This is a genomic window from Kitasatospora sp. UYEF31, assembly GCF_057291755.1.
In genome coordinates this window covers 1-25,714 of the sequence record NZ_JBXAWK010000051.1, presented here as the reverse complement: position 1 = coordinate 25,714, position 25,714 = coordinate 1, and the positions used below count along the sequence as shown (strand labels likewise).

At 69.1% G+C, this 25,714-nt stretch carries 22 protein-coding genes and 1 pseudogene; 9 read left to right on the top strand and 14 right to left on the bottom strand.

Going from position 1 to position 25,714, the window contains the following annotated elements:
- Positions 1 to 33 precede the first annotated feature (33 nt).
- Positions 34 to 876, bottom strand: coding sequence for a tyrosine-protein phosphatase (locus AC0Z36_RS22560; protein ID WP_485464822.1), 843 nt, complete (start codon positions 874 to 876; stop codon positions 34 to 36).
- 155 nt (positions 877 to 1,031) lie between these two features.
- Positions 1,032 to 1,553 (bottom strand): GNAT family N-acetyltransferase, encoded by a 522-nt coding sequence (locus AC0Z36_RS22555; protein WP_485464821.1) that lies wholly within the window; start codon positions 1,551 to 1,553, stop codon positions 1,032 to 1,034.
- A gap of 197 nt (positions 1,554 to 1,750) precedes the next feature.
- On the opposite strand from AC0Z36_RS22555, the gene AC0Z36_RS22550 reads away from it, so the two are divergent.
- From AC0Z36_RS22550 to AC0Z36_RS22540, 3 genes are all read left to right on the top strand, one after another.
- A complete protein-coding gene (locus AC0Z36_RS22550; RefSeq protein ID WP_485464820.1) occupies positions 1,751 to 2,734 on the top strand; it encodes an ABC transporter ATP-binding protein in 984 nt (327 codons plus the stop codon).
- Positions 2,731 to 4,134 carry a hypothetical protein gene (locus tag AC0Z36_RS22545; RefSeq protein WP_485464819.1) on the top strand — a complete coding sequence of 468 codons (1,404 nt, stop codon included), beginning with the start codon at positions 2,731 to 2,733 and terminating at the stop codon, positions 4,132 to 4,134. Before AC0Z36_RS22550 ends, AC0Z36_RS22545 begins: the two co-directional genes overlap by 4 nt.
- 66 nt (positions 4,135 to 4,200) lie before the next feature.
- On the top strand, positions 4,201 to 5,361 hold the full coding sequence (locus tag AC0Z36_RS22540; RefSeq protein ID WP_485464842.1) for an LOG family protein: 1,161 nt from the start codon (positions 4,201 to 4,203) through the stop codon (positions 5,359 to 5,361).
- 216 nt (positions 5,362 to 5,577) lie between these two features.
- Here the strand turns inward: AC0Z36_RS22540 and rlmN are convergent, their stop codons facing one another.
- From rlmN to rpsB, 6 genes are all read right to left on the bottom strand, one after another.
- Positions 5,578 to 6,774 (bottom strand): dual-specificity RNA methyltransferase RlmN, encoded by a 1,197-nt coding sequence (gene rlmN, locus AC0Z36_RS22535; protein WP_485464818.1) that lies wholly within the window; start codon positions 6,772 to 6,774, stop codon positions 5,578 to 5,580.
- Positions 6,775 to 6,974: 200 nt separating this feature from the next.
- Positions 6,975 to 8,090, bottom strand: a complete 1,116-nt coding sequence (locus AC0Z36_RS22530; RefSeq protein ID WP_485464817.1) for a phosphatidate cytidylyltransferase — start codon at positions 8,088 to 8,090, stop codon at positions 6,975 to 6,977.
- Complete coding sequence (gene frr / locus AC0Z36_RS22525; RefSeq protein ID WP_485464816.1) at positions 8,090 to 8,653, bottom strand: ribosome recycling factor; 564 nt, start codon at positions 8,651 to 8,653, stop codon at positions 8,090 to 8,092. Before frr ends, AC0Z36_RS22530 begins: the two co-directional genes overlap by 1 nt.
- 175 nt (positions 8,654 to 8,828) lie before the next feature.
- Positions 8,829 to 9,527 (bottom strand): UMP kinase, encoded by a 699-nt coding sequence (gene pyrH / locus AC0Z36_RS22520; RefSeq protein WP_485464841.1) that lies wholly within the window; start codon positions 9,525 to 9,527, stop codon positions 8,829 to 8,831.
- Positions 9,528 to 9,857: 330 nt separating this feature from the next.
- Positions 9,858 to 10,691, bottom strand: a complete 834-nt coding sequence (tsf, locus tag AC0Z36_RS22515; RefSeq protein WP_485464815.1) for a translation elongation factor Ts — start codon at positions 10,689 to 10,691, stop codon at positions 9,858 to 9,860.
- A gap of 176 nt (positions 10,692 to 10,867) precedes the next feature.
- Positions 10,868 to 11,809 (bottom strand): 30S ribosomal protein S2, encoded by a 942-nt coding sequence (gene rpsB / locus AC0Z36_RS22510; RefSeq protein WP_485464814.1) that lies wholly within the window; start codon positions 11,807 to 11,809, stop codon positions 10,868 to 10,870.
- Here rpsB and AC0Z36_RS22505 point away from each other — a divergent pair.
- Positions 11,808 to 12,806, top strand: a pseudogene (locus AC0Z36_RS22505) (peptidoglycan DD-metalloendopeptidase family protein); the annotation flags it as partial. The gene rpsB and the pseudogene AC0Z36_RS22505 sit on opposite strands and share 2 nt — an antisense overlap.
- A 54-nt stretch (positions 12,807 to 12,860) precedes the next feature.
- Here the strand turns inward: AC0Z36_RS22505 and AC0Z36_RS22500 are convergent.
- From AC0Z36_RS22500 to dusB, 3 genes are all read right to left on the bottom strand, one after another.
- Positions 12,861 to 13,478, bottom strand: coding sequence for a TetR/AcrR family transcriptional regulator (locus AC0Z36_RS22500; protein ID WP_485464840.1), 618 nt, complete (start codon positions 13,476 to 13,478; stop codon positions 12,861 to 12,863).
- Between the two features lie 102 nt (positions 13,479 to 13,580).
- On the bottom strand, positions 13,581 to 16,358 hold the full coding sequence (gene ppdK / locus AC0Z36_RS22495) for a pyruvate, phosphate dikinase (RefSeq protein ID WP_485464813.1): 2,778 nt from the start codon (positions 16,356 to 16,358) through the stop codon (positions 13,581 to 13,583).
- 383 nt (positions 16,359 to 16,741) lie between these two features.
- Positions 16,742 to 17,914: a tRNA dihydrouridine synthase DusB gene (gene dusB / locus AC0Z36_RS22490; protein WP_485464812.1), complete on the bottom strand. Its 1,173-nt coding sequence runs from the start codon at positions 17,912 to 17,914 to the stop codon at positions 16,742 to 16,744.
- A gap of 154 nt (positions 17,915 to 18,068) precedes the next feature.
- Here dusB and ybiA point away from each other — a divergent pair, with 154 nt between their 5' ends.
- On the top strand, positions 18,069 to 18,650 hold the full coding sequence (gene ybiA / locus AC0Z36_RS22485; RefSeq protein ID WP_485464811.1) for a riboflavin biosynthesis intermediates N-glycosidase: 582 nt from the start codon (positions 18,069 to 18,071) through the stop codon (positions 18,648 to 18,650).
- A 197-nt stretch (positions 18,651 to 18,847) separates the two neighbouring features.
- On the opposite strand, the gene AC0Z36_RS22480 is transcribed toward ybiA, so the two are convergent.
- The gene (locus tag AC0Z36_RS22480; RefSeq protein ID WP_485464810.1) at positions 18,848 to 20,233 is read right to left on the bottom strand and encodes a glycine--tRNA ligase; all 1,386 of its coding nucleotides are present in this window, start codon (positions 20,231 to 20,233) and stop codon (positions 18,848 to 18,850) included.
- A 181-nt stretch (positions 20,234 to 20,414) separates the two neighbouring features.
- Here AC0Z36_RS22480 and AC0Z36_RS22475 point away from each other — a divergent pair, with 181 nt between their 5' ends.
- Genes AC0Z36_RS22475 through AC0Z36_RS22460 form a run of 4 tightly spaced genes read left to right on the top strand, consistent with a single transcriptional unit; the run spans position 20,415 to position 23,603 of the window.
- Positions 20,415 to 21,419: a metal ABC transporter substrate-binding protein gene (locus AC0Z36_RS22475; RefSeq protein WP_485464809.1), complete on the top strand. Its 1,005-nt coding sequence runs from the start codon at positions 20,415 to 20,417 to the stop codon at positions 21,417 to 21,419.
- A 17-nt stretch (positions 21,420 to 21,436) separates the two neighbouring features.
- Complete coding sequence (locus AC0Z36_RS22470) at positions 21,437 to 22,246, top strand: metal ABC transporter ATP-binding protein (protein WP_485464839.1); 810 nt, start codon at positions 21,437 to 21,439, stop codon at positions 22,244 to 22,246.
- Between the two features lie 2 nt (positions 22,247 to 22,248).
- Positions 22,249 to 23,184: a metal ABC transporter permease gene (locus AC0Z36_RS22465; protein ID WP_485464838.1), complete on the top strand. Its 936-nt coding sequence runs from the start codon at positions 22,249 to 22,251 to the stop codon at positions 23,182 to 23,184.
- Positions 23,181 to 23,603 carry a Fur family transcriptional regulator gene (locus tag AC0Z36_RS22460; protein ID WP_485464808.1) on the top strand — a complete coding sequence of 141 codons (423 nt, stop codon included), beginning with the start codon at positions 23,181 to 23,183 and terminating at the stop codon, positions 23,601 to 23,603. The genes AC0Z36_RS22465 and AC0Z36_RS22460 overlap by 4 nt, the downstream gene beginning before the upstream one ends.
- A gap of 120 nt (positions 23,604 to 23,723) precedes the next feature.
- Here the strand turns inward: AC0Z36_RS22460 and AC0Z36_RS22455 are convergent, their stop codons facing one another.
- Together AC0Z36_RS22455 and AC0Z36_RS22450 are read right to left on the bottom strand one after the other, a co-directional pair.
- Positions 23,724 to 24,626, bottom strand: coding sequence for a TIGR03943 family putative permease subunit (locus tag AC0Z36_RS22455; protein ID WP_485464807.1), 903 nt, complete (start codon positions 24,624 to 24,626; stop codon positions 23,724 to 23,726).
- Complete coding sequence (locus AC0Z36_RS22450) at positions 24,623 to 25,636, bottom strand: permease (protein ID WP_485464837.1); 1,014 nt, start codon at positions 25,634 to 25,636, stop codon at positions 24,623 to 24,625. The genes AC0Z36_RS22455 and AC0Z36_RS22450 overlap by 4 nt, the downstream gene beginning before the upstream one ends.
- Positions 25,637 to 25,714: the final 78 nt, after the last annotated feature.

The following is a 25,714-nucleotide window of genomic DNA, read 5'->3' as shown; positions in this document are numbered from 1 at the left end:
GTGACCGCGGAACTGAAGCCGTGACCGCGGAATTCAGGCCGTGATCATCGACCGCCAGACGTCCAGTTGCTGCTCCGTCGCCCCGGCCCCTCGGAGGAAACCGGCGGCCGACCCGTACTTGCCCGCCAGCTCGTCGAGGAACGCTTCCATGGTCACCGGTGCCGCCCCGCGCAACGCCTTGGACGCGGGCGTCCCCGGCTTCAGGCGCGGCTGGTTGCGGATCGAATCGATCCTCCGGAACATCTCCTTGATGTTGATTGCGGTCACCGCGTAGTCGGCGACGATCGCCTCCCGGGTCACTCCTGCGACCTGGAGCAGTAGCGCGACCAACACCCCCGTGCGGTCCTTCCCAGCAGTGCAGTGGACCAGCGCGGGGCCACTGTCAGGCCCGGTCAGGATGTCCAGTGCCTCCACGAAGGCGTCCTGACCGCGCTCGGCCATCGCCAGGTAGAGCCGTCCCGCCCCGTACTCGTCGACGTTGTTCAGGTCGACGGCGTCGTCCAGGCCTTCGATCTGGCCCGCCGCCACGTCCCCGACGCCGCCCCGTGCCTGCACCTCGGCGTCCTCGTGGGCCAGCTTCGCGGCGTCCGCACGGTTCGCCAGTGTGGTCTTCGTCCGCCCGAGGAGAGGCAGGTGGTGCCGCTCCACGCCCTCCCACGGTTCCAGCGGCAGGCCCTCGTTCCGCGACCTCAGATCGAAGACGTGACGCACGCCGTAGACGGCGGAGAGCCGCCGGATCCCTTCAGTGGTCAACAGGTCGGGAGTCTCACAGCGCATCAGCACACCGGGTCGGGTGGAGCCGCCCGCAGCGAGCGGCAGTCCGCCGATGTCGCGTGCGTTGAGCAGGTCGGGCAAGTCCAGCCAGCGGATGTCCACATGTACCCCGTTCGTCGGTGACTCTGTCGGTCGATCTACCGGTCGATCTGTCGGTCGATCTGTCGGTCGATCTGCCGGAAGCTCTTGGGAAATCCCGCGATGACTCCCGAGAGATCCTGGATCCAGTCCATCATCGAGCAGACGGAGCGGAAGATCTACCTGCCTGTGAGCGATGTCAGTTCCCCGGCGAGCAGGTCCATCAACAAGGCGTCGTGCCACCGCCCGTCGGATCCCCGCTCATACCGGCGCATGACCCCGACGGGGCTGAATCCGACCTTGCGGTAGCAGGCGATCGCCGCCGCGTTCTCCAGTGCCGGATCGATCACCAGCCGGTGGTGCCCGCGTTCGTCGAACAGCCAGCGGGCCATGGTCCCCACGACGTCAGCCCCGAGGCCACGGCCGTGCACCCTCGGGTGCAGGAACACGTCCATGCCGGCGTGCCGGTAGTCCGGTTCCCGTTCCTCCTCCCACTGCACCATGCCGACCACGTCCCCCTCGGGCGCGGGGCCGGCCACCACGCTCAGGTACACCATCGAGTCGTCCCGCAGTGCCGTCGCCGGATTCCAGTCGCCCCACCAGGCCGCCACCTCAGGGGTGACCAGAGCCTCACGCAGGGCGGGCAGATCCGATGCGACCAGTGGACGAAGCGTCACCAGGTCTCCATGTAGTACATCCACACCAGCCTTCTGCCCGCTCAGCCCGGCGACGTGCACCTCCTCCGCTCCCCCGAACTGTTGATTTCGGTGGGCCCGATACCTCCAACCGGCCGAATCCGGCCCGTCCAGCCGTTGCGGGGCGTGTAGGGGTAACCGAACCCCCGCCCTCTCGTTGGACGTGGAAGGTCGCCTACCGCAGTCTTCGAAGGGTGTGCGCCATGGCTCCGTCGTCCTGGACTTCCCCGCCCCGCAACCGCGTCTCCGCCCGGACCGGGGACCGCCCCGCACCAGATGCCGGCGGAGCCGCTCCCCCGGACAACGACATCCTGCGGGCCCGCGAACTGACCATCACCGGCAACGGGGCGAGCGTTCTCCACAAGCTTTCGATCGGTGTGAAGGAAAACGAGATCCTCGCTGTGACCGGGCCGAGCGGCTCGGGTAAGTCCGCGTTGCTGACCTGTCTGGCGGGCGTACGGGTACCAGACTCCGGAGAGATCTGGTTCAACAGCCGCCCGCTCCACACTCTGACCGTTCGTCAGCGGTCCGAACTGCGCCGTGCCCGGTTCGGCTGGGTGGACGACCGGGCGCGGTTGCTGCCGGAACTGACCCTGGCAGAGAACACGGCCCTACCCCTGCTGATGGCCGGTGTCCGCCGGGCCGACGCCTTCCACGCTGCCCAGCACTGGCTCGAGCGGCTGGACGTGATCGACCAGGCCGATTCCAGGCCGGAGGGGCTTCCCCCTGCGGTCCTGCGACGGGTGGCGGTCGCCCGCGCCCTGCTGATCCACCCGGACATCGTGTTCGCCGACGACCCCGGCCGCGGTCTTGGTACCGCCGATCTGGAGCATCTGATGCGGATCACGGTCTCAGCGGTCCGGTCGCACGGGATGACCTTGGTCCTCGCAACCAGCGATGAGCGCACAGCCGTATACGCGGACCGCCGCTTCCCGATGCGTGACGGCCGCCCCGCGCCGGTCGGCATGGAGCCTCAGAAGCCGTCCCCGCCCAAACCGGGAACGCCACCCCGGCCGGGAGCAGCGCGGACAAGCGCGCAGACCGTAAAGGCCGGGCAGTACACAAAGGCCACACAAGACCTGCGGACCCCACAGAACACGCAGGCGCCGGCAGCTCCAGTGCCCCCGCCGGCCGGTCGGCGCGGCAGTGAGGGCAGCCCCCGACCCACGCGACAGGCCGGGCCATGATCGGCCTGATCCTCGGGGTGTGGCAGGGCGCAGGTTGGGTCGACCGCTGTCGGCTCATGGCGACCTCCCTGCTCGGAGCGGTCGTCACCGTCCTCCTGCTGTGTGTGCTCGCCTGGGCCGGGTCCACACTGCGTTCCATCAGCGCGGCCGTGGTCCTCTTGACCGCGGTCGGCTACCTCGCCGCAGTGGGCGTACGACTGGCCCGACGCACCCGCCCCGGGCATACCGCGGCCCTACTGTCCGCCGGGACCGGCCCGGCCGCGGTCCGGGCGCTGGCGGCCGTTGAGGCTGGAATGGCCACGTTCATCGGCACCGTAGCCGGCCTCCAGACCCACCTGGTCGCGCGCAGCCTGTTCAAGTGGTCGGATCCGCCCGCCGGTTCAGTGCCCGGCGGTACCGTGCGCCGCTTGCTGTCCGTCGATGCGGGGCTCCCGCTGTACGGGCTTGCCGCCGTCGTCGTCGGCGTGGTGGGCGCTGCGGGCTTCGGCGCGGCGGTCGGTGCCCGCAACAACGCCGTACGCCCCAGGACCGCTGCCCTGCGCCGTCCCTGGGGGCCCGCTCTGCTCGCAGTCGGTGTGTCGGCCCGGCTGACGGCAGACTCAGGGCCGCTGCCCCTGGCGGGGGCCGCGTTGACCGTAGTGGGCTCCGGGCTTGCCGCGCCATGGGCGGCCTGCCGTCTCGGAGACCTCCTGTCGTCCCGTTCCCGGCGCCCCGTGCTGCTGTGCGCGGGGCGGAGGACGCAACAGGACGCAGGCCCGCTCGCGGTGCCGCTCGGTCTGGCGGCGTCCTCGGCCGCGGCCCTCCTCCTCGCGCCGTCGTTGCCGTCCGGCAGCGCCCGTTCCGGAAGCCTGGACGGCCCGTTCCTCGCCTGTGTGGCGGTCGGCATGGTCTGTGCCTGTGCCGGACTGGCCGCAGGGACCGTCGACCAGGCCCGGCGCCGTAAGCCGGACACATACACGCTGCACCTGCTCGGTGCCCCGCCCGCCACCGCACGGCGCGCGGTCCTCAGTACGGCCCTACTGCCCCTGGTCGCCCTCGGCTGCGCCGTCCTGCCGGTCTGGGTCGCCGCCACTGCGAGCTCTGGGATCACAAAGAACACTGAACTCGCAGCGAGCAGCCGGGCCACAGCAGGCAGCGGAGGTGCCGCTCACGCCGGAACCGCTGGGCGCCTCGTCTCTCCTGGCATCGTCCGGGCAGGTGGCATCACAGCCGGCCTGTTGGTCGGTCTCACCCTTCCTTTCGCTGTCTGGGCGGCCGCGCGCACGGCCGCCCCGGTCTCCGGCAAACGACGAAGCAACGCGGGCAGCACAGGCAAGGCAGGCAAGGCCGGGAGAGCAGGAACCGCAGGAAACGCGGGAGACACAGGAAACACAGCCACCGAAGCCGACCTGCAGGATTAGGGCACCTTCTCCGCCGATTGGTGAGCCGCGCCGCCTGACCGCTCGTAGAGTCTCGGAAGTGTGAGCATGCGACCCGGTATCGAGATCGAGACCCTGACCGAATTCGACGATTGTCTGGCCACTGGCGTCAGTAACTTGAACGGCTGGCGCTTCCAATCGGTCGACCTGCGGCAACGCACTGATGAACTCATCCGGCTCAGTACGTCCGGCGCGGTCTTCCTCGGTTGCCGGATGGCCGCCGCGGCGGAGCAGCACGTACGGGCCGCCGGAGCCCTCGTCTTCCCGCCGGTGGCCGATGTCCCGGTGGATCCCTACCGCGGGCTGCTGTACACCCCTGGCGAGCTGTACGCAGGCCTGGACGACGACGCCAGCGGCAGCGGCAGCGGCAGCGGCAGCGGCAGCGGCAGCGGCAGCGGCAGCGGCTACGAAACGACGCCGGACGCCCTGGCGTACGCCTGGTACGGAGCGACCGCGCACGACGGCGATGTGTTCCACAGCATGCTGCGGAGCATCCACGACGATTCAGTGTCCGACGCGTGCGACGAGTTCCTCGTCGGTCGCCGGGTCGTCGGGGTGATGGGCGGGCATGCCGTGGGGCGGGGCACGCCCCGGTACGCGGACGCCGCCAGGATGGCCCGTTCCCTGACCCGTGCAGGGCTGACCGTGGCCACCGGAGGGGGGCCAGGGGCCATGGAGGCGGCCAACCTCGGAGCGTTCCTCGCCCCGTACCCGGATCCTCTGCTGGACGAGGCCCTGCCGCTGCTCGCGGCGGCCCCGTCGTTCACCCCGTCGATCACTGACTGGGCCCGCGCCGCGTTCGCGGTGCAGGAACTGGCCCGGAGTGCGTATCCCGACGTGGCGGGCGGTGAGTCGCTGGGGGTACCGACCTGGTTCTACGGGCATGAGCCGCCGAACGCCTTCGCGTCACACATCGCCAAGTACTTCGCCAACGCCACCCGTGAGGACGGCTTGCTGGCCCGGTCGGACACTGCGGTGGTGTACCTACCCGGGGCGGCCGGCACGGTGCAGGAGATCTTCCAGCACGCCACACCGCAGTACTACGCGCAGGGGATTCCCGTACCGATGATCCTGGTCGGTGAATCCCACTGGACCAAGGAACTTCCGGTGTGGCCGCTGCTGACCTCACTGGCCGGGGAACGGCCGATGGCCTCGGCGATCCATCTGGTGGACGGGGTGGAGGGCGCGCTGGCCCTGCTGACCCGGTAGCCGGGTACACGACGGGCACACGGCAGGAATACGGCGAGCGCAGAGCAGGCACAGAGCAGGTGCGCAAAGTCCGGGAAACAGGCGTAGCCCGGACTGCCGCTCAGAAGTCCGGGCCACGCCTGTGTCGCGTCCCACCGCCGGGGCGTCCCCTTCCTCAGCGGTGGTTGATGAAATTGTTACCCACACCCCGGTAGGGGCGTGATAAGCGGACCCGGCTCAGTTCTGGGTGGCGGCCAGTTGGCCGCAGGCACCGTCGATGTCGCGGCCGCGGGTGTCTCGGACGGTCACCGGCACCCCGTGCCGCTCCAGGAGGCGGACGAAATCGTCCTGCCGTTCCTGGGTGGAGGCGGTCCACTTAGAACCGGGGGTGGGGTTGAGCGGGATCAGGTTGACGTGCGCGTTGTGGTTCCGCAGTCGACGGCCCAGGAGGTCGGCCCGCCAGGCCTGGTCGTTGATGTCCTTGATCAGGGCGTACTCGATGGAGATGCGGCGGCCGGTCTTGCCCGAGTAGTACCAGGCTGCGTCCAGGACCTCGCGGATGTCCCACCGGGTGTTGACCGGCACGAGGGTGTCACGCAGTTCGTCGTCCGGGGCGTGCAGCGACAGCGCCAGGCGGCAGGCGAGGCCTTCCTCGGCGAGTTTGACCATCGCGGGGACCAGGCCGACCGTGGAGACGGTGATCTGCCGCGCGGACAGTCCCATGCCCTGCGGGGAGGGGTCGACGAGCCGACGGATCGAGCCGATGACCGCCTTGTAGTTGGCCATGGGCTCGCCCATGCCCATGTAGACCACGTTGGTGACCTTCCCGGGGCCGCCGGGGACATCGCCGCTGAGCATCGTGCGGGCGCCGGAGACGACCTGCTCGACGATCTCCGCGGTCGACATGTTGCGGGTCAGACCGGCCTGGCCGGTAGCGCAGAACGGGCAGTTCATGCCGCAGCCGGCCTGCGACGACACACAGACAGTGGCGCGATCCGGGTAGCGCATGAGCACGGACTCGACCATCGCGCCGTCGAACAGACGCCACAGTGTCTTACGGGTGTGCCCGCCGTCCGCGAACATCTCCTTGACCGGCGTCAGCAGCTTCGGGAACAGCCCGTTGTACAGGACGTCCCGGCTGGTCCAGGGGATACCCGTCCAGTCCTCGGGGTCCGCCGCCAGGCGGCCGAAGTAGTTCTGCGACAGCTGGGAGGCGCGGAACGACTTCTCGCCGAGTTGTTCGACGACCTCACGGCGCTCCGCCAAGGTCAGGTCGGCCAGGTGGCGGGGCGGCTTCTTGCGGCGCGGGGCTGCGAAGTTCAGCTCACCCGGCTGGGGACGGGTGGGCTCGGGGAACACGTCGGCGGCGGGGGCCTGGGCGGCCTCGGGGTTCTGGGCGCTCTGAGCGGCGGCAGGCTGGTCGGGCGTAGGCATGATTAACCCAGTATCCCCGACTTCGCCGGGCGGGCGGACCGTACGAAGATCACTTCCCGGGAAGCCGAATGGCCGCAGGGGCTTACCTGCGGCCATTCAAAGGCTTTTGTACGGTTCGCAGCCCGTCCAGGTTCGGTTCCCGGGACGGGTCAGGACCCGGTGCCGTTGAGGACCCGGGACGGGTCACGTCACGCTGCGGTTCAGGACCCGATGAACACGGCGAGCAGCAACCACACCACCGGTGCCGCGGCGACCAGCGAGTCGAGCCGGTCGAGCACGCCGCCGTGGCCGGGCAGGAGGGTTCCCATGTCCTTGACGCCGAGATCGCGCTTGATCATTGACTCGAGGAGGTCACCGACCGCGGAGACCATCGCGGTGACAGCGCCGAGGACCGCGCCCTGCCACCAGGCCCCGTCCAGCATGAACTGCAGGAACAGGGCTCCGGCCAGCGCGCTGGCGACAACCGCTCCGGCCAGCCCTTCCCAGGTCTTGCCGGGGCTGATCTTCGGCGCCATCTTGTGCTTGCCGAACAGCACTCCCGCCGCGTACGCACCGGTGTCGGCGCACACCACCAGGACCATGAATGCCAGGACCCGCTGGGCCCCCTGGTCCGCGGCCAGCATCAGCGTCGCGAACCCGGCGAGGAACGGCAGGTAGAACACGGCGAAAACGCCTGCGGTCATGTCCCGTAGGTAGTCCTGCGGACCTTCGGTCATCCGCCACACCATGACCGCCAGTACGGTCAGCGCGGTGGCGATGCCCAGGCCCTCGGCGCCCCGGACGTACGCGGCGATCTGCATCGCCACGGTGCCGACGGCCAGCGGGACCAGCGGCAGCCGGATCCCCCGCGCGTTGTCGCCGGAACCGGCCAGTGCGCCCGCCAGTTCCCACAGACCGATGAGCATGGCTGCGAGTACAACTCCGACGAACAGCACCGGGAGGGTCAGCAGCGCGAGGATGACCAGACCGCCGAGGACGGCCCCGACACCGATCGCGGCGGGCAGGTTGCGGCCCGCGCGGCTCTTCTTCTTCGAATCCGCGGGAAGCGGCACGGGTACAGGTCCGTCCGCCGGCGGATCCGGCTGCGGTTCAGGGTGCGACACGTCGTCCTCCGGATTCGCCCCGTACAAGCCGGGAACGGGCGGAAGCATCATGGTCGCGCCGTCGTCGGCGGGCGGGTACGGCTCGGAATCACGGAACAGCGGACCGTGGACCGCCGGCGCGTGCTCTTCGGCACGCTGCCCGGACTGCCCCGCTCCACGGGACTGTCCGGGCTGCGTGCCGTACGGCGTACCGCCCCAGGGGGAGTTGTTCATCAGACCTCGAGCAACTCGGCTTCCTTGTGCTTGAGCAACTCGTCGACCTGCGCGGTGTAGCGGTGCGTGACGTCGTCGAGCTCCTTCTCGGCCCGGCGTGCGTCGTCCTCGCTGACCTCGCTCGACTTGTTCTTGGCCATCTTGTCGATGGCGTCCTTGGCCTTGCGGCGGACGGCGCGCATGGAGATCTTGGAGTCCTCGGCCTTGGTGCGGGCCAGCTTGATGAACTCCTTGCGGCGCTCTTCGGTCAGCTGCGGGAACACCACCCGGATGACCTTGCCGTCGTCGGTGGGGTTGACCCCAAGGTCCGAGTCGCGGATGGCCTTGACGATCGCGTTCGTCGAAGCGCGGTCGAACGGCGACATGAGGACCATGCGCGGTTCCGGCATGGTGAATGAGGCGAGCTGGTTCACCGGGCTCATCGTCCCGTAGTACTCAACAAGGATCTTGCTGAACATGGACGGGTGTGCCCGGCCGGTGCGGATCGTCGCGAAGTCGTCCTTCGCGACGGAGACCGCCTTCTCCATTTTCTCCTCGGCCTCGAGGAGGGTTTCATCGATCACGTCTCGGCTCCTGTCCCGGTCCGTTTGTCCCACCGTGGTGTGCCGGTCGTACGCCGTAGGTTCCCATGCCTTCGCACGGGTCCGCACGGCCTGCGCCGGCCGGATCTGGATGACTTCGCACTATCGGGTGAATCCTTCAGCCGGATCTGTGCGAAACACTCCGCTGTTCGTGTCTTCAGCGCGGTTCGGCGCTGATCAAGGTGCCGATCTTCTCACCCTGGACGGCGCGGGCGATGTTGCCCTCGACCAGCAGGTTGAACACCACAATCGGCAGCTGGTTGTCCATGCACAGGGTGATGGCGGTGGCGTCGGCCACCTTCAGGCCCCGGGCCAGGACCTCGTTGTAGTCGAGTGCGTCGAACTTCACCGCGTCCGGGTTGGTTTTGGGGTCGTCGTCGTACACCCCGTCCACGCCCTTGGCCATGAGCAGCACACTGGCGTCGATCTCCAGGGCGCGCTGGGCGGCGGTGGTGTCGGTCGAGAAGTACGGCATGCCCATGCCGGCACCGAAGATGACCACGCGGCCCTTCTCCAGGTGCCGCTCGGCCTTGCGCGGGATGTACGGCTCAGCGACCTGGCCCATGGTGATGGCGGTCTGCACGCGCGTCTCGACGCCGGCCTTCTCCAGGAAGTCCTGGAGCGCCAGGCAGTTCATCACGGTGCCGAGCATCCCGATGTAGTCGGCCCGGTCGCGGTCCATCCCGCGCTGCGAAAGCTGGGCGCCGCGGAAGTAGTTGCCGCCGCCGATGACCACGGCGACCTGGGTGCCGCGGCGAACGACGTCGGCGATCTGGCTGGCGATGGCCTGCACAGTGTCCGGGTCAACGCCCAGACCGTGGCCTCCGGCGAACGCCTCGCCCGAAAGCTTGAGCATGACCCGGCGGCGGTACGCACGGTCCGGGTCGTCCCCTGCCGGTGCGGAGGCTCCCGCTGTACCGGTCTCGTGCACGGTTCCCTCCACGGGTGGCCTCCTCGTCGATGCGGGCCCACGGGGGCCGACGTTCCGGCCGCCCCGGGCTTTCGGGCCCGGGGCAGCGGTCAGCCGCGTCCACCGGGCACCGGTGGTGTCATTGTGCGGGTGCCCCGGGCCGTCCACTCCGTGCGGAGCACGGGGCGGACAGGGCCCGGGGCGGGTGCTGCGATTCCCGGCCGGTGACGTGCAGCCTGGGCCGTACATCACGTCCGGGGTGTTGCACGTGCTGGCTCAGACGCCGACGCGGAAACGGGCGAAACGCTTGAGCGTGACACCGGCCTCGTCGAGGACCTTCTGGACCGACTTCTTGCTGTCCTTGGCGTAGGACTGCTCAAGGAGGACGTTCTCCTTGTAGTAGCCCGTGACCCGGCCTTCGACGATGCGTGCCAGGGCAGCCTCGGGCTTGCCCTCCTCGCGCGCGGTGGCCTCGGCGACACGACGCTCGTTCTCGACCGTCTCGGCCGGGACGTCCTCGCGGCTCAGGAAGATCGGGCTGAACGCGGCGATGTGCTGCGCGACGCCCTTGGCGACCTCGTCGTTCGCACTGTCCAGCTCGACCAGGACGCCGACCTGCGGGGGCAGGTCCGGGCTGGTGCGGTGGAGGTAGGAAGCGACGAAGCCGTCGGCGAACTGCGCGAAGCGGTCCAGGACGATCTTCTCGCCGAGCAGCGCGTTGGTCTCGTCGACGAACGCCTGAACGGTCTTGCCGGGCTCGATCTCGGACGCGCGCAGCGCCTCGATGTCGGCCGGCGAGGTCTTCGCGACGTGCTCGGCGATCGCGTTGGCGGCCACCACGAACTTGTCACCCTTGGCGACGAAGTCCGTCTCGCACTTCAGCTCGAGCAGCACACCGGACTTGTTGCCGTCCAGGACAGCCACGACGGCACCGTTGGAGGCCGAACGGCCTTCACGCTTGGTGACGCCCTTCTGGCCCTTGACCCGCAGGATGTCGACGGCCTTGTCGAGGTCACCCTCGGCCTCGTCGAGCGCCTTCTTGCAGTCCATCATGCCGGCGGCGGTGAGTTCGCGGAGCTTCTTCACGTCCGCAGCAGTGAAGTTCGCCATCTCTGGGTTCTCTCGTCTCTTCTGCAGCGGGGCCCTGCCAAGCAGGCGGGCCCGCAGTGGATGCGCTGGAAAAGCGCCCGGACACAGTGCTCTCACACTGTGTAGCGGGGCTCGATACGGGGCGAGGGGTACGTCGGCGGTCTGTTCGGCCGGCCGTCGTACCCCTCGCTCGCGGATCAGACCTGCGGGTCGGCCTCAGTGGCCGGAGTCTCCTCGGCGGCAGCCGGGGTCTCGTCGGCGGCCGGAGCCTCGACGGTCTCAGCGGCCGGAGTCTCGTCGGCGGCGGCCGGAGCAGCCTCAACCTCGGCGGCGGGAGCCTCGACGGTCTCGGCGGCCGGGGCCTCCTCGGCCTTCTTCTCGCCCTCGAGGATGTCGCGCTCCCAGGCGGCGAGCGGCTCGGCTGCCGTGGCAGCCTTGTCCGCGCCACCCGAGCGGGCCATGAGGCCCTCGGCGACAGCGTCGGCGATCACGCGGGTCAGGACTGCGACGGAGCGGATCGCGTCGTCGTTGCCCGGGATCTTGTAGTCGACCTCGTCGGGGTCACAGTTGGTGTCGAGGATCGCGACGACCGGAATGTTGAGCTTCCGGGCCTCACCGACGCCGATGTGCTCCTTCTTGGTGTCCACGATCCAGATGGCGCTGGGCACCTTCTGCATGTTGCGGATACCGCCGAGGGTCTTGACCAGCTTGTCCTTCTCGCGCTTCAGGACGAGCAGTTCCTTCTTCGTCATGCCCGAGCCGGGCACGTCGTCGAAGTCGAGCTCTTCGAGCTCCTTGAGGCGCTGCAGGCGCTTGAAGACCGTCTGGAAGTTGGTCAGCATGCCACCGAGCCAGCGCTGGTTGACGTAGGGCATGCCCACGCGCGTCGCCTGCTCGGCGATCGCTTCCTGCGCCTGCTTCTTGGTGCCGACGAACATGATCGTGCCGCCGTGCGCCACGGTCTGCTTGACGAACTCATAGGCGCGGTCGATGTACGACAGCGACTGGATGAGGTCGATGATGTAGATGCCGTTGCGCTCCGTGAAGATGAAACGCTTCATCTTCGGGTTCCAACGGCGGGTCTGGTGACCAAAGTGGACGCCGCTTTCCAGCAGCTCCCGCATTGTGACGACGGCCATGGCCGTACGCTCCTCGCGTTTGGGCACCCGGATGGTGGTTCGGGTGCCGACTCGGTTTGACCGCACCGGCGGGATGCCGGTGCGCCTGACGCCCGCACACACCATGACCGGACCCGTCGGGTTCTGTAAGACCTGGGTCTTGGGAACCGTGCGGACTCGGACCGAGTGGTGTGCCTCCACGTCCGACGCCGAACTCCGGAGGACCGGATTCGGGGGGGCTCGTGGATGGGCGTGCGAAGTCGACCCGGACGGTCGGGTCGCTCCGGGAAGTGTACGGGACGCGGGAGGGGGCCAGCGACCCCGTGTCCGGCCGCCCCGGGCCGGACGGTACGGCGCGGCGCGGCCAGGTGTCCGGCGGAACGGCACGTGTGATGTCGGTCGTGTGTCCGGCGGATGCGAAGAACTGTTTCTCCACAGGCTGTTCGGCACCGGGAGCGGTTATCCACAGAAACGGCGTTTTCCCGATTTTCGGGCCTTTCCGCGGCCGCCCGGCGAGAAGGCTGGAGGCATGCGAACCACCTATCCGCGGGCCGCCTTCAGCCGCCCGCCCTTCCGTCCCGTGTACGCACTGCTCGCCTGCGCCCTGGTGGCCGCGGCCGCGGTGGCGTCCGACGCCCGCGCTGACGTGGGCATGGCCGCCCGCGCCGACAGGGGTGCAGTCGCCCCACAACCGCGCTGGGTGTGGCCGCTGTCGCCACGCCCTGCCCTGCTGCGCCGCTTCAACCTTCCGCCGCAGAAGTGGCAACCCGGGCACCGCGGTGTCGACCTGGCCGCGGAAACCGGCCAGGAAGTCCGCGCGGCTGGCAGGGGCCAAGTCTACTTCGCCGGGAAGACCGGCAAGCGCACAGCTGTGTCCATCAACCATGGCAGGGTCCGTACGACGTACACCTACGTGACCCCCGGCCCCGACATCGTGGCGGGAACGCCGGTCCAGGCCGGGCAGGTGATCGGCACTGTGAGCCCGGGGTCAGAGGAGCACTGCGGCGGCGTGTCCTGCCTGCACTGGGGGTACATCGTCGGGCGTGGTCTGGCCGAGAACTACCGCGACCCGCTAACGCTGTTGCGCCACGGCCGGTCCCGGCTCTACCCGCCCCGGCTCGCCGCCGTGCTCGGTTTCCGGCAGGGCGGCGGCGGGCAGCGCGGCCACTCCGCCCAGCACGACGGCGGCGACGGTGCGGACAGTTTCGGCCTCGTCGGCACCGCATTCGATGCGCCGGACGGCGGCGTCGACCATGCCCTGGACGAGGGAGGCGACGAGCAGTGGTTCGGCGTGCCCCAGGTCGGCCAGCGCGGAGACGACCAGTTCGACGATCCGTCCGTGGGCGGCCCGGATGCGTTCACGCGCGTCAGGAGCCAGTTCGCCTGTCGAGATCGCCACTACCACGCGGTGGCGACGGTCGCCGACCAGCTCAAGCTGGCGGCGGACGTAGGCCGCGATCTTCTGTGCCGGGTCCTCGGACGCCGCCATCGCGTCCTCGACTTCGGCGACCCACACCGGGAGGTCGACAGCGCACAGTTCCTCGATGACTGCGGCCCGCGAGGAGAAGTACTCGTAGACGGAGGACCGGGCCAGTCCGGTGCGTTCGGCGAGGCCGGGGAACGTCAGCGCGGCGAATCCGCCTTCGTCGAGCAGCGCACGGGCCGCGTCGAGGAGCGCGGTGTGCTGCATGGTCCGGTGCTCGGCGACGGATGCTGCTCGTATCTTCGGCACAGGGCCACTCTACGGCGCGGCGCCTCCGCACCGGACCGGGTTCCCGGCGTCCGGTCACCCTCAGCGGGTGTCGGCCGCCGGGTGCTGTCCCGACTTTTCGGCGATGACCGCCGCGCGGCCCGCCTCAAGGCGTGCCACCGGCACCCGGAAGGGTGAGCACGACACGTAGTCCAGACCTGTGGCGTGGAAGAAGTGCACGGAGGCCGGATCGCCGCCGTGTTCTCCGCACACGCCCAGTTTCAGACCCGGGTGTGCCGTCCTGCCTTCCCGGGCTGCGACGGCCACCAGGTGTCCGACCCCCTCCTCGTCGATCGTTTCGAAGGGAGACACCTCGAAGACTCCTTTCTCCAGGTAGGTCGGGAAGAGCGAGGATTCGACGTCGTCGCGCGACAGTCCCCAGGTGGTCTGGGTCAGGTCGTTGGTGCCGAAGGAGAAGAAGTCGGCCTCGCGGGCGATGGCTCCTGCGGTGAGGGCTGCCCTGGGCAGTTCGATCATCGTTCCGATCAGCGGGGCCTCCGGGCCGTCGACCAGATCGAGGCCGGCCGCCCGCCCCACCTTGTCGAGGGTCGTCAGGACTTCGGCACGGACCAGGCGCAACTCCTGTACGGCTCCGACCAGCGGCACCATGATCTCCACCCGGGGGCGTCCGCCGTCCCTGAGCCGTAGCACCACGGCTTCCGCGACCGCCCGTACCTGCATCGCGACCAGGCCGGGCTGCACCAACCCCAGGCGTGCCCCACGCAGGCCGAGCATGGGGTTGTGTTCGTGCAGTCGGCGGACCTCCGTCAACAGGTCGACATCGCCCTGGTCCGCCGCCCCGTGCTCTTCGGCACGGGCCACCCGAACGGCGAGTGTGGTCAGGTCGGGCAGGAACTCGTGCAGTGGCGGATCGATCAGCCGGACGGTGACCGGTAGCCCGTCCATCGCCTCGAGGATCTCCGTGAAGTCCGCGCGCTGCAGCGGCAACAGGACGTCCAGTGCGTGCTCGCGCTCCCGCTCCGTGCCCGCGATGATCAACTGCTGGAGGTGCCGGGCCCGTTCCCCCATGAACATGTGCTCCGTACGGCACAGTCCGATCCCCTGGGCCCCGAACCGGCGGCCCCGGGCGGCGTCCGGACCGGTGTCGGCGTTGGCGCGGACCAGCATCCGCCGCCGGGTGTCGGCGTGCTTCATGAGCCGGTCCACCGCACCGACCACCGCACCGACCACCGCACCGACCACCGCACCGACCGATGCGGCGTCCGGTTCGAGCCGCCCTTCGAAGTACTCCACCACCGCCGAGGGGACCACCGGGAGCCCTCCGGCGTACACCAGCCCCGCGGTGCCGTCGATCGAGATCGTGTCCCCCTCGTGCACCACGGTCCCGTCCGCAGTGCTGAACGACCGGCCGACCGTGTCCACATCAAGGTCCTCGGCCCCGCAGACACATGTCCTGCCCATGCCCCGGGCGACCACCGCGGCGTGTGAGGTCTTGCCGCCCCGGCTCGTCAGGATGCCGCGGGCCGCGACCATCCCGGCGTAGTCGTCGGGGTTGGTCTCGCGCCGGACCAGGATCACCGGATCACCTTGCGCCGTGCGTTCCACCGCGGTGTCCCGGTCGAAGACCGCGATACCGACCGCGGCCCCGGGCGAGGCCGCGATCCCGTGCGCCAGGGGCTCCGTACGATGTCCTGTCTCGAACCGGGGGAACATCAGCTGGGCCAGTTGGTCGCCGGTGACCCTGCACAGTGCCTCGTCCAGGTCGATGACGCCCTCGTCCACGAGTTGGGCGGCGATGCGGAAGGCTGCTTCAGCCGTACGCTTGCCGACCCGTGTCTGGAGCATCCACAGGGTCCCGCGCTCGATGGTGAACTCGATGTCGCACAGGTCCCGGAAGTGCCCCTCGAGAATCGCCATGATGTCCAACAGCCGTGTGTAGGAAGCCGGATCGATCCGTTCGAGTTCGGCCAGGGGCACTGTGTTGCGGATGCCGGCCACCACGTCCTCACCCTGGGCGTCGCGCAGGTAGTCGCCCCAGACTCCGGTCTGTCCGGTGGCAGGGTCGCGGGTGAAGGCGACTCCGGTGCCCGAACCCGGCCCCAGGTTGCCGAACACCATCGCCACGATGCTCACCGCGGTGCCGAGGTCGTCGCTGATGTGTTCCTGCCGTCGGTAGAGCCGGGCACGCTCCCCGTTCCACGACTCGAACACGGCGCGGATCGCCAAGTCGAGCTGCTCACGCGGCTCCTGCGGGAATTCCGCCCCCGTCTCCTTGCGGACCACGGCCTTGTAGGACTCCACCAGTCCCCGCAGATCGACGGCGGTCAGCTCGACGTCGGCTGTCGCGCCCCGGACCCGCTTGACCTCTTCGAGCCGGTCATCGAACAGTTCCCCCGGAATGCCGAGCACCGTCCTGCCGAACATCTGGATGAGACGGCGGTAGGAATCCCAGGCGAAGCGGTCGTCGCCGCCCGCCCGGGTAGCCAGTCCCGCGACCGAGGCGTCGGACAAGCCCACGTTCAGCACCGTGTCCATCATCCCGGGCATCGAGAACTTCGCTCCGGAACGTACGGACACCAGCAGGGGGTCGTCCGGCTGTCCCAGTCGGCGCCCCATGCGCTGTTCGAGACCGTCGAGGTGCGTGGACACTTCAGCGCGGAGACCCGCGGGCTCGGCCCCGTGCGCCAGATATGCGCGGCAAGCTTCAGTCGTGATGGTGAAACCGGGCGGTACGGGCAGTCCGAGGTTGGCCATCTCGGCGAGGTTCGCGCCTTTGCCGCCGAGCAGGTCACGCTGGTCCCGGCCGCCTTCGGAGAAGGCGTAGACGTACTTCGGGGCAGGTGTAGTCGAGGCTGTCACCTGGGCTGATGGCCCGGGATGGTTCGGCAAGGGAGTCCTCCTCGCACACGGCGGTCCCTGCGGGCGTCCGTGTACGGGGCGCCCCTGACGGTGCCTGTGGTACCGCCTTCGATGGCGGGGAGGTTACCCGCCACAACGCAGTCGAATGCCCGCTTCTCGAACTGATGCCCCAGTGGGCGTTCACTGGTATCCGCTCCGCGCCAGGGCGAAGCCGCAGGCACGGGGCCCGGGGGGCACAGATCCGTGGGACCTCAGACCCTTGGGACCTCAGACCCGTGAAAGTTCAGATCCAAGCGGACTCAGGATCCGCACGGGTCCAAAGATCCACACGGGACTCAAGATCCACACGGGTCTCAAGATCCGCAGGATTGCGGGCGACAGGCTCAGCCCCCGGAAGTGTCCAGTTCCGCGTCAGCGCTCACACACGTCGTCTCATACGGGTCGTCCAGCCAGCCTTCGGGCAGGATGACCCGCTTGCCCCCCGCCGTACGGCCCCGGGGACCGTCCGCCCCGTCCGGCCAGGCCTGGTCCAGGTGGAGTTGTCCGACCACCTCGTCCACGTCGGCGAGCGAGGACACCAGGCCGAGGCTGCGCCGGGCCTGGGAGCCGACGGAGAAGCCCTTGGTGTACCAGGTCATGTGCTTACGGAGGTCGACGACGCCGCGCTCCTCGTCACCGATCCACTCGGCGAGGAGGACCGCGTGCCGACGCAGTACCCCGGTCACCTCGCGCAGTGTGGGCTGAGCCCGTGCGGCGCTGCCTTCGAAGGCGCTGACCAGGTCGCGGAACAGCCACGGGCGTCCGAGGCAGCCGCGGCCGACGACGACGCCGTCGACGCCCGTCTCGCGCATCATGCGCAGCGCGTCGTCCGCCGCCCAGATGTCGCCGTTGCCGAGTACCGGGATCCCGGTGACCGCTTCCTTCAGCCGGGCGATGGCCGACCAGTCCGCGGTGCCGCCGTAGTGCTCCGCGGCGGTGCGCCCGTGCAGGGCGACCCAGGTGATGCCTTCCTCCTGGGCGATGCGGCCGGCGTCGAGGTAGGTGAGGTGGTCGTCGTCGATGCCTTTGCGCATTTTGATGGTGACGGGGATGTGGCGGGCGTTCTTGACCGCGGACCGCAGGATGTCGCGAAACAGATGCCGCTTGTAGGGCAGTGCCGATCCGCCGCCCTTGCGGGTGACCTTGGGCACGGGGCAGCCGAAGTTGAGGTCGATGTGGTCGGCGAGGTCCTCGTCGACAATCATCGCCACCGCACGTCCGACGATGTCCGCGTCCACCCCGTACAGCTGGATGCTGCGGGGTTTCTCGGTCTCGGCGAAGCGGATCAGCCGCATGGTCTTGTCGTCGCGTTCCACCAGGGCCCGGGTGGTGATCATCTCGCTGACGTACAGGCCCGCGGGGCGTACCGTCGTGGCCGATTCGGCCTGTTCCTGGCACAGGGTGCGGAACGGCGCGTTGGTGATCCCGGCCATCGGCGCGAGCACCACCGGAGGCCAGATCTCGGTGCCGCCCAGGTGTAGGGCGGGGGCGGTGGTGGTCTGCTCAGGAGTGGTCACGGGCGGCGCCGGGTCCTTCCGTACATCGGTGGGGTGGGGGGCGGGGCCCTGCACGGGCCTGGTCCGACTGTCCATTGTGACGCGCTCGCGGGAGTGCGGTGGCACCGGATATTCCGCTGGTCCGCTGTCGGTACGGTCTGGAAGCATGCCGGGCATGACAGAAGGCAGCACCGCATCCGGCGACACACCTCATGATCTTGAATCCGTAGTGGCGGCGTACAAGCGCGGGCAGCGGCTGAAGTTCCTGTTCTTCTGGGGGCACCAGCCGCAGGCCGACGGGTTGGTCGGCCAGGGCTGTCTGAGCCAGTGGTGGCCGTCACCGTTCACCGTCGACGGGGTGACCTACCGGACTGCCGAGCACTGGATGATGGCCGGCAAGGCCCGCTTGTTCGGTGACGTCGAGGCTGAACGCCGGGTCATGGCCGCCAACCACCCCAAACAGGCCAAGCTGATCGGCCGCGAGGTCCGCGGTTTCGACGAGGACGCCTGGGTCGCGCACCGCTATGACCTGGTCATTCGCGGGAGCATCGCCAAGTTCGGTCAGGACGAAGATCTGCGGTCGTATCTGCTGGGCTCGAAGAACCGCGTCCTGGTGGAGGCCAGCCCGATGGACCGGATCTGGGGTATCGGTCTCCTGGGCAGCGACGAGGCGACGCAGGACCCGGAGCGCTGGCGCGGCCTGAACCTGCTGGGCTTCGCGCTCATGGAGGCCCGTTCGGCGCTCGCCCACACATAGCCGCGGGCCACAGACCGGCGTCTGTGCGTCTTGGACGCGTTGGTCGCAGGCCACAGACCGTCGACCGAGAGTCACACCCGTGGGTCGTGGGTCTTGAGTCACAGGCGTGAGTCGTGACCTGCGTACGGATTCTCCCGTACGGAAAGGGGCTTCCCAGTGTTCCGGGAAGCCCCTTACCCGCTGCTCCTCAGGTCAGGTCAGCAACCCGGCAGGCGTGCGGCGAGGTAGCCCACGGCCTGGTCGAGTGAGACCCGCTCCTGCTTCATGGTGTCGCGCTCGCGCACGGTCACCGCGTTGTCCTCGAGGGTGTCGAAGTCGACGGTGACGCAGAACGGCGTGCCGATCTCGTCCTGGCGGCGGTAGCGGCGGCCGATCGCACCGGCGTCGTCGAAGTCCGTGTTCCAGAACTGACGCAGGTCGGCGGCCAGTTGACGGGCCTTGGGCGACAGGTCGGAGTTGCGGGACAGCGGCAGCACCGCGGCCTTGACCGGGGCCAGGCGCGGGTCGAAGCGCATAACGGTGCGCTTCTCCATCTTGCCCTTGGCGTTGGGCGCCTCGTCCTCGTTGAAGGCGTCGAGGAGGAAGGCGAGCATCGCCCGGTTGAGACCGGCGGCCGGCTCGATGACGTAGGGGTACCAGCGCTCGCCGGCCTCCTGGTCGAAGAACATCAGGTCGGTACCTGAGGCCTCCGAGTGCGTCTTCAGGTCGAAGTCGGTGCGGTTGGCGATGCCTTCGAGTTCACCGAACTCGTTGCCGCCGAAGTTGAAGCGGTACTCGATGTCGCAGGTGCGCTTCGAGTAGTGCGCGAGCTTGTCCTTGGGGTGTTCGAGCCACCGCATGTTCTCTTCGCGCAGGCCGAGGCTGGTGTACCAGTTCCAGCGCTCCTGCATCCAGTACTCCTGCCACTTCTCGTCCTCGCCCGGCTTGACGAAGAATTCCATCTCCATCTGCTCGAACTCGCGGGTCCGGAAGATGAAGTTGCCGGGCGTGATCTCGTTGCGGAAGGACTTGCCGACCTGCGCGATGCCGAACGGCGGCTTGCGGCGCGACGTCGTCTCGACGTTCTTGTAGTTGATGAAGATGCCCTGGGCGGTCTCCGGGCGCAGGTAGGCCAGCCCCGTGCCGTCCTGCACGGGGCCCAGGTGGGTGGAGAGCATCCCGTTGAACATCTTGGGCTCGCTGAAGGTGCCCTTGTTGCCGCAGCTGGGGCAGGCCAGGTCGGTCAGACCGTTGGCCGGCTCGCGCCCGTCGTGCTTGGCTTGGTAGGCCTCGATGATGTGGTCGGCGCGGAATCGCTTGTGGCAGGAACTGCACTCGGTCAACGGGTCGGTGAACTCCCGGACGTGGCCGGACGCTTCCCAGACCTCGCGGGCCAGGATGACCGAGGAGTCCAGACCGACGATGTCGTCACGCGAGGTGACCATCGAACGCCACCACTGGCGCTTGATGTTCTCCTTGAGTTCAACACCCAGCGGGCCGTAGTCCCAGGCGGCCCTGGTGCCGCCGTAGATCTCGCTGCAGGGGTACACAAAGCCACGGCGCTTGCTCAGGCTGACGATCTGGTCGATCTTGTCGGCGGCCACAGTGCTCTCTTCGGCATCTCGTCGGACGGTTGCGGGAAAACACAGGCTATCGGGCCCCTGGGGTGGTCGTTCAATTCGCTTCCCCCGCGGGGGGCGGACCCCGCCCGGCGCGCCCTCCGGCAGTGCCTCGCTTCACCAGGCGCGTTGACAACGATTGTCATTAGAGTTGAGAATCATTTTCATGAAGATACGTAGGACCGCCCCCGGGTTCACCCTTGTCGCCGCCGCAGCCACGGCCCTCCTGATGGCCGGATGCGGCACGGACGACGGCACGGCGCAGGCAGGCGGCGGTTCGACCGGGGGTAAGAAGTTGAAGGTCGTCGCCGCCTTCTACCCGCTGAAGTTCATCTCCGAGCAGGTCGGCGGCCCAGACGTGAAGGTCTCCAACCTCACCAAGGCCGGGGCCGAGCCGCACGACCTGGAGCTCACCCCCAGGCAGGTCGGCCAGGTCTCCCAGGCCGACCTGATGGTCTACCTCAAGGGTCTGCAGCCCGCCGTGGACGAGGCCGTGAAGCAGAACAAGCCGAAGCACACCCTGGAAGCGACCACTGTGTCTCCGCTGGAGCGGCACAGCACGGAGGTCGACGGCGACCACTCCGGTGAATCCGCGGACGAGCACGCCGAACACGAACACGGCGGCGACGAGGGCCACGATCACGACCACGGGGCCGGCGACCCGCACATCTGGCTGGACCCGACCCGCCTGGGTGCGGTCACGACCGGCGTGGGCGACGCCCTGGCCAAGGCCGACCCGGCGCACGCCGAGGGGTACCGGACCCGGGCCGCCGGACTGGTCACCAGGCTCGATGTGCTCGACAAGGAGTTCGCCGCGGGGCTGGCCACGTGCCGCACCAAGGACTTCGTCACCTCGCACGCGGCGTTCGGCTACCTCGCGGAGAAGTACAAGATCAACGAGCTCGGGGTCAACGGCATCAGCCCGGAGGCCGAACCCTCCCCCGCGCGGATCGCGCAACTGCAGAAGCAGATCAAAGATAAGGGCGTGACCACGATCTTCTTCGAGACACTGGCCAGCCCGAAGACTGCCGAAACCCTGGCGAAGGACCTGAACCTCACGACCGGGGTGCTCGACCCGCTCGAGGGCGTCCAGGACGAGTCCAAGGCCGACTACTTCTCAGTGATGCGCGCCAACCTCCAGGCCCTGCGCGGCGCGATGGGGTGCTCATGACCACCGTTGACGCCTCGATGAGGCAGCCACAGCACGGCGACGGTGCCGGGACGCGGCCCGGACAGGAAACCACGGTCGTACGGTTGACCGACGGCACAGCGTCGATGGGCGAGCGCGCCGTGCTGCGCGGCGTGGAGCTGACCGTCCGCCCCGGGGAGGTCGTCGCGCTGCTCGGCGCCAATGGCTCGGGGAAGTCGACGCTGGTCCGCACCGTGGTCGGGCTGGTGCCGTTGACCGGCGGCCGGCTGGAGTTGTTCGGGACCCCTGCTGCGAAGTTCAAGGACTGGGGCCGGATCGGGTACGTGCCGCAGCGCACCACCGCCGCGGCCGGTGTACCGGCCAGTGTGCGCGAGGTTGTCACGTCCGGGCTGTTGACGGGCAGGAGCGTGTTCCGGCTCGACAGGACGCACCGTGCCGCCGTGGACGGGGCACTGGACGCCGTCGGCATGCTGGACCGCGCCAGGGACGGCATCGCGCACCTGTCCGGCGGTCAGCAGCAGCGGGTCCTGATCGCCCGCGCCCTGGCCCGCCGCCCCGATCTGTTGATCATGGACGAGCCGATGGCCGGGGTGGACCTGGCCAGCCAGGAGGTCCTCGCCGGGACTCTGCGCCGGCAAGCCGAAGCGGGATGCTCCGTGCTGCTCGTCCTGCACGAGCTGGGCGCCCTGGAGCCGTTGATCGACCGCATTGTGGTGCTGCGCGACGGAGTCGCCACGTACGACGGCCCACCGCTGCCCGGAGCCGACTGGCACGCCCTGCCGGGGCACGACCACGCCCAGGCGCACTGCGCCCCGGCAGACGCCTCCCCGACGGGACTCCTCTCGTGAGCATGTTCGAGTTCGACTTCATGCGGCGCGCACTCCTGGCGGCGCTGCTCGTCGGCATGACAGCCCCGGCTGTGGGCACCTACCTCGTCCAGCGGCGGCAGGCGTTCATGGGTGACGGCATCGGCCATGTGGCGCTGACCGGCGTCGGCTTGGGCTTCCTGCTCAGCACCTCACCTGTGATCACCGCGGTGGTCGTGGCCACGGCCGGCGCGATCCTTATCGAACTGATCCGTGAGCGCAGCAAGGTCAGCGGCGACGTCGCGCTGTCGGTGCTGTTCTACGGCGGCATCGCGGGCGGCGTCATGCTGATCAACCTCGCGCCCGAGGGCAGCAACGCCAACCTCCAGTCGTACCTGTTCGGGTCGTTGACCTCGGTGTCAACGCAGGACATCCGGATCATCTCGGTCCTTGCGGTCGTCGTCCTCGCGGTGACGGTCGGCCTGCGCCGGGCTCTGTTCACGGTCTGTCAGGACGAGGAGTTCGCCCGGGTCACGGGGTTGCCGGTGCGTGCGCTCAACCTGCTCTTGGCGGCGACCGCCGCGATCACTGTGACCGTGGCCATGCGGGTGGTCGGCCTGCTCCTGGTGAGCGCCCTCATGGTCGTTCCGGTCGCGGTGGCACAGCAGATGACCCGTACCTTCGCGGCCACCATGTCCGCCGCGATCGGTATCGGGGTGGTGGTGTCGCTCTCCGGCACGACGCTGACGTATTACGTGGACGCGCCGCCCGGGGCGACCATCGTGCTCCTGGCCATCGCCCTGTTCGTCGTAGTGGGGCTGTTGACCACCCCGTTGAACCGGCGGCGGGCCCGGCAGGCCCGTGCGGCGCGGGACTCCGAGCTCGAGGTTCGTATCGGCCCTCCGCCCGGCGGTGCCCCGGCAGCGGGTGACGCTGGCACAATGGCCGCCAAGGCAGCCACTGAGGAGGCGTCAGGGTGACCACCACCACGAACGGCCCCGTCCCGGGGAGGGCGACCCGGCAGCGGGCCGCAGTCTCGACGCTCCTGGACGCGACGGATGACTTCCGCAGCGCACAGGAACTGCACGATCTGCTGAAGCAGCGTGGTGAGTCGGTCGGGTTGACCACGGTTTACCGCACCCTCCAGGCACTGGCAGAGGCCGGCGAGGTGGATGTCCTGCGCAGCCACGACGGCGAGGCCGTGTACCGGCGGTGCAGCCAGGGGCACCATCATCACCTGGTGTGCCGCGCCTGCGGCCGCACGGTGGAGGTCGAGGGGCCCGCGGTCGAGCGCTGGGCGGACCGGATCGCCGCGGACCACGGTTTCAGCGATGTCTCGCACACGTTGGAGATCTTCGGCACGTGCACGCCGTGCAGCGCTGGAGCGTCGAACGGCTGAAGTGCCCTCGCGGGTCGCATTTTTTGTCGTCCCCGTACGGTTGGACAAACGCTGAGGGGCTGCCCACCTGGTGGGCGGCCCCTCAGTTGTTGACGTTTGTCCGTGCGGATTCTTGAGCCGCTATTCGTACGGGTCCTTGGGCGCTGTGATCTGTTGCACCGTCACCCCGTCCAGCTGCGGCACGGTGCTGTCGGTGGGCCGCTGCTTCGACGGCTGCCAGCTCCCGGTGACGGTTACCCAGGTGTCTTTGGGCGGGGCTCCGACCCCGTTGATCTCCACGCGCCGTGCTTGAGCGTCGGCCGCACAGCAGCTGATCGCCAAACGGTTGAGGATCCAGCGGCCGTCCTTGCCCGGGGTGACGAATCCGGTCAGTGCCACGGTGCGCCCCGTCAGGGTGTGCGCGGTGTCCCAGACTGCGCGCTGGCTGAACTCAGCGAGTGTCAGTTCCTGCGGATCTCCGGGAGGCAGGGGCAGGAAGGGAGTTCCTTCGACTGCGGCGTCCGCGGGCTTGGCGACGGTGGACGGGGCGCGTTCCGCGGTGTACGAGCCGAGTGCCGGCGGGGAGATCAGGAAGAGGGCGAACACCGGAAGGGTCAGCAGCCAGGCCACTTTGGGACCGTGATTGTGGTCATGGCCGTGGCCGCCGCTCCCGTCGTGCTGTTCCTCATCCCGGAGGCCGGGGTCCACCGGGCCCCGGGGGGCGTGCACCGAGCCGCGCACGGAGCCGTGTACGGGGCGGCGGGCAGGGTCGTGGGCGGGGCTGTACGCCGGGCCGTGGACGTGCACAGAGTCGTTGGCGTGCGCGGGGCCGTCGACGTGGACCCCGGCGTCTTCGTGCTTCCGCAGCACCCCGTCCCGCACCGCCCCGTACAAGCCGACCAGGAGCAGGATCACACCCGCGGCGATGATCGCCGGCCGCAGTCCCTCTTTCACGTACCGCAGGTACATGTCACTGCCGACTGAGATGCGCAGCAGCGCACCACCGAGCAGGACCAGGACAACCGCCTGTACGTCGCGTTTCACAGCAACCACCACCCGACGACGGCACTCAGCGCGACGGCGACCACGAAGGTGGCGCTGGAGAAGCGCAGGGCGAATCCGCGGCCGAAGGTCCCGGACTGCAGTGCGATGAGTTTCACGTCGACCATGGGGCCGACGACCATGAAGGCGAGTTTGGCGGTGGGTGAGAAACCGGCCAGGCTCGCCGCCACGAAGGCGTCGGCTTCGGAGCACACCGCCAGGATCACCGCGAGGAACGCCAGGGTCAGGACCGACACCAGGGGGACGCCCGCCACCGAGTCGACAACGCCGCGCGGGATGGTGACGTTGAGGGTCGCCGCGGTGACGCCGCCGACCACGAGGAAGCCGCCGGCGTGCATGAAGTCGTGCTGGAGTCCGAGCCGGAAGGTCTCCCAGCGGTTGCCGCCCTCCGCCCCGTGCAGGCGTTTTGGCAGCTTCAGCCACTCGGGGCGGCCGAACCTGGCCCACAGCCAGCCCATCACCACTGCCGCACCGAGCGATGCGATGAAGCGGGCGATCACCATTTCCGGGTTCCCGGGGAAGGCAACGGCTGTGGCGACCATGACGATCGGGTTGACGGCCGGTGCGGACAGCAGGAAGGCCAGTGCCGCGGCCGGGGCCACACCCCGTGCCATGAGTCCCGCGGAGACCGGCACCGAAGCGCATTCGCAGCCGGGTAGTACGGCTCCGGCCAGTCCGGCGACCGGGACGGCCAGCATCTGGTTGCGGGGAAGGATCCGGGTGAAGACCTTCGCTGGTACGAAGGCGCTGATCGCCGCGGAGATCACCGTGCCCAGCACAAGGAACGGCGTGGCCTGCACCACGATCGCCACGAAGACGGTGCTCCATGCCTGTACGGCGGGCGCGTCCAGCCGGGTGACGATCCACGACTGGGCGAGGAGCAGCCCGAGGAGGGCGACGATGAGGAATTCAAGCTGACCGGGCCGCCAGCGGCCCGGAGTGGTGGCGGGCGGGCGCGGGGGCGGGGGGGGCCCCCCGCCCGCACCACAAATTGGCGGGCAGCAGGCGCAGCCGGCGCGTGGCCCGCGTGGTACAGTCGAGCCCCAGGCCCGTGCGGATGGAGTTGTGGA

What these genes read in the sequence shown, in the direction of transcription:
- AC0Z36_RS22475 (WP_485464809.1), top strand. Translation starts at nt 20,415, where the DNA reads ATGAAGATACGTAGGACCGCCCCCGGGTTCACCCTTGTCGCCGCCGCA.
- AC0Z36_RS22500 (WP_485464840.1), bottom strand. Translation starts at nt 13,478, where the DNA reads ATGCAGCACACCGCGCTCCTCGACGCGGCCCGTGCGCTGCTCGACGAA.
- ybiA (WP_485464811.1), top strand. Translation starts at nt 18,069, where the DNA reads ATGACAGAAGGCAGCACCGCATCCGGCGACACACCTCATGATCTTGAA.
- AC0Z36_RS22470 (WP_485464839.1), top strand. Translation starts at nt 21,437, where the DNA reads ATGAGGCAGCCACAGCACGGCGACGGTGCCGGGACGCGGCCCGGACAG.
- AC0Z36_RS22550 (WP_485464820.1), top strand. Translation starts at nt 1,751, where the DNA reads ATGGCTCCGTCGTCCTGGACTTCCCCGCCCCGCAACCGCGTCTCCGCC.
- AC0Z36_RS22530 (WP_485464817.1), bottom strand. Translation starts at nt 8,090, where the DNA reads ATGAACAACTCCCCCTGGGGCGGTACGCCGTACGGCACGCAGCCCGGA.
- rlmN (WP_485464818.1), bottom strand. Translation starts at nt 6,774, where the DNA reads ATGCCTACGCCCGACCAGCCTGCCGCCGCTCAGAGCGCCCAGAACCCC.
- AC0Z36_RS22540 (WP_485464842.1), top strand. Translation starts at nt 4,201, where the DNA reads ATGCGACCCGGTATCGAGATCGAGACCCTGACCGAATTCGACGATTGT.
- pyrH (WP_485464841.1), bottom strand. Translation starts at nt 9,527, where the DNA reads ATGCTCAAGCTTTCGGGCGAGGCGTTCGCCGGAGGCCACGGTCTGGGC.
- tsf (WP_485464815.1), bottom strand. Translation starts at nt 10,691, where the DNA reads ATGGCGAACTTCACTGCTGCGGACGTGAAGAAGCTCCGCGAACTCACC.
- AC0Z36_RS22545 (WP_485464819.1), top strand. Translation starts at nt 2,731, where the DNA reads ATGATCGGCCTGATCCTCGGGGTGTGGCAGGGCGCAGGTTGGGTCGAC.
- AC0Z36_RS22465 (WP_485464838.1), top strand. Translation starts at nt 22,249, where the DNA reads ATGTTCGAGTTCGACTTCATGCGGCGCGCACTCCTGGCGGCGCTGCTC.
- rpsB (WP_485464814.1), bottom strand. Translation starts at nt 11,809, where the DNA reads ATGGCCGTCGTCACAATGCGGGAGCTGCTGGAAAGCGGCGTCCACTTT.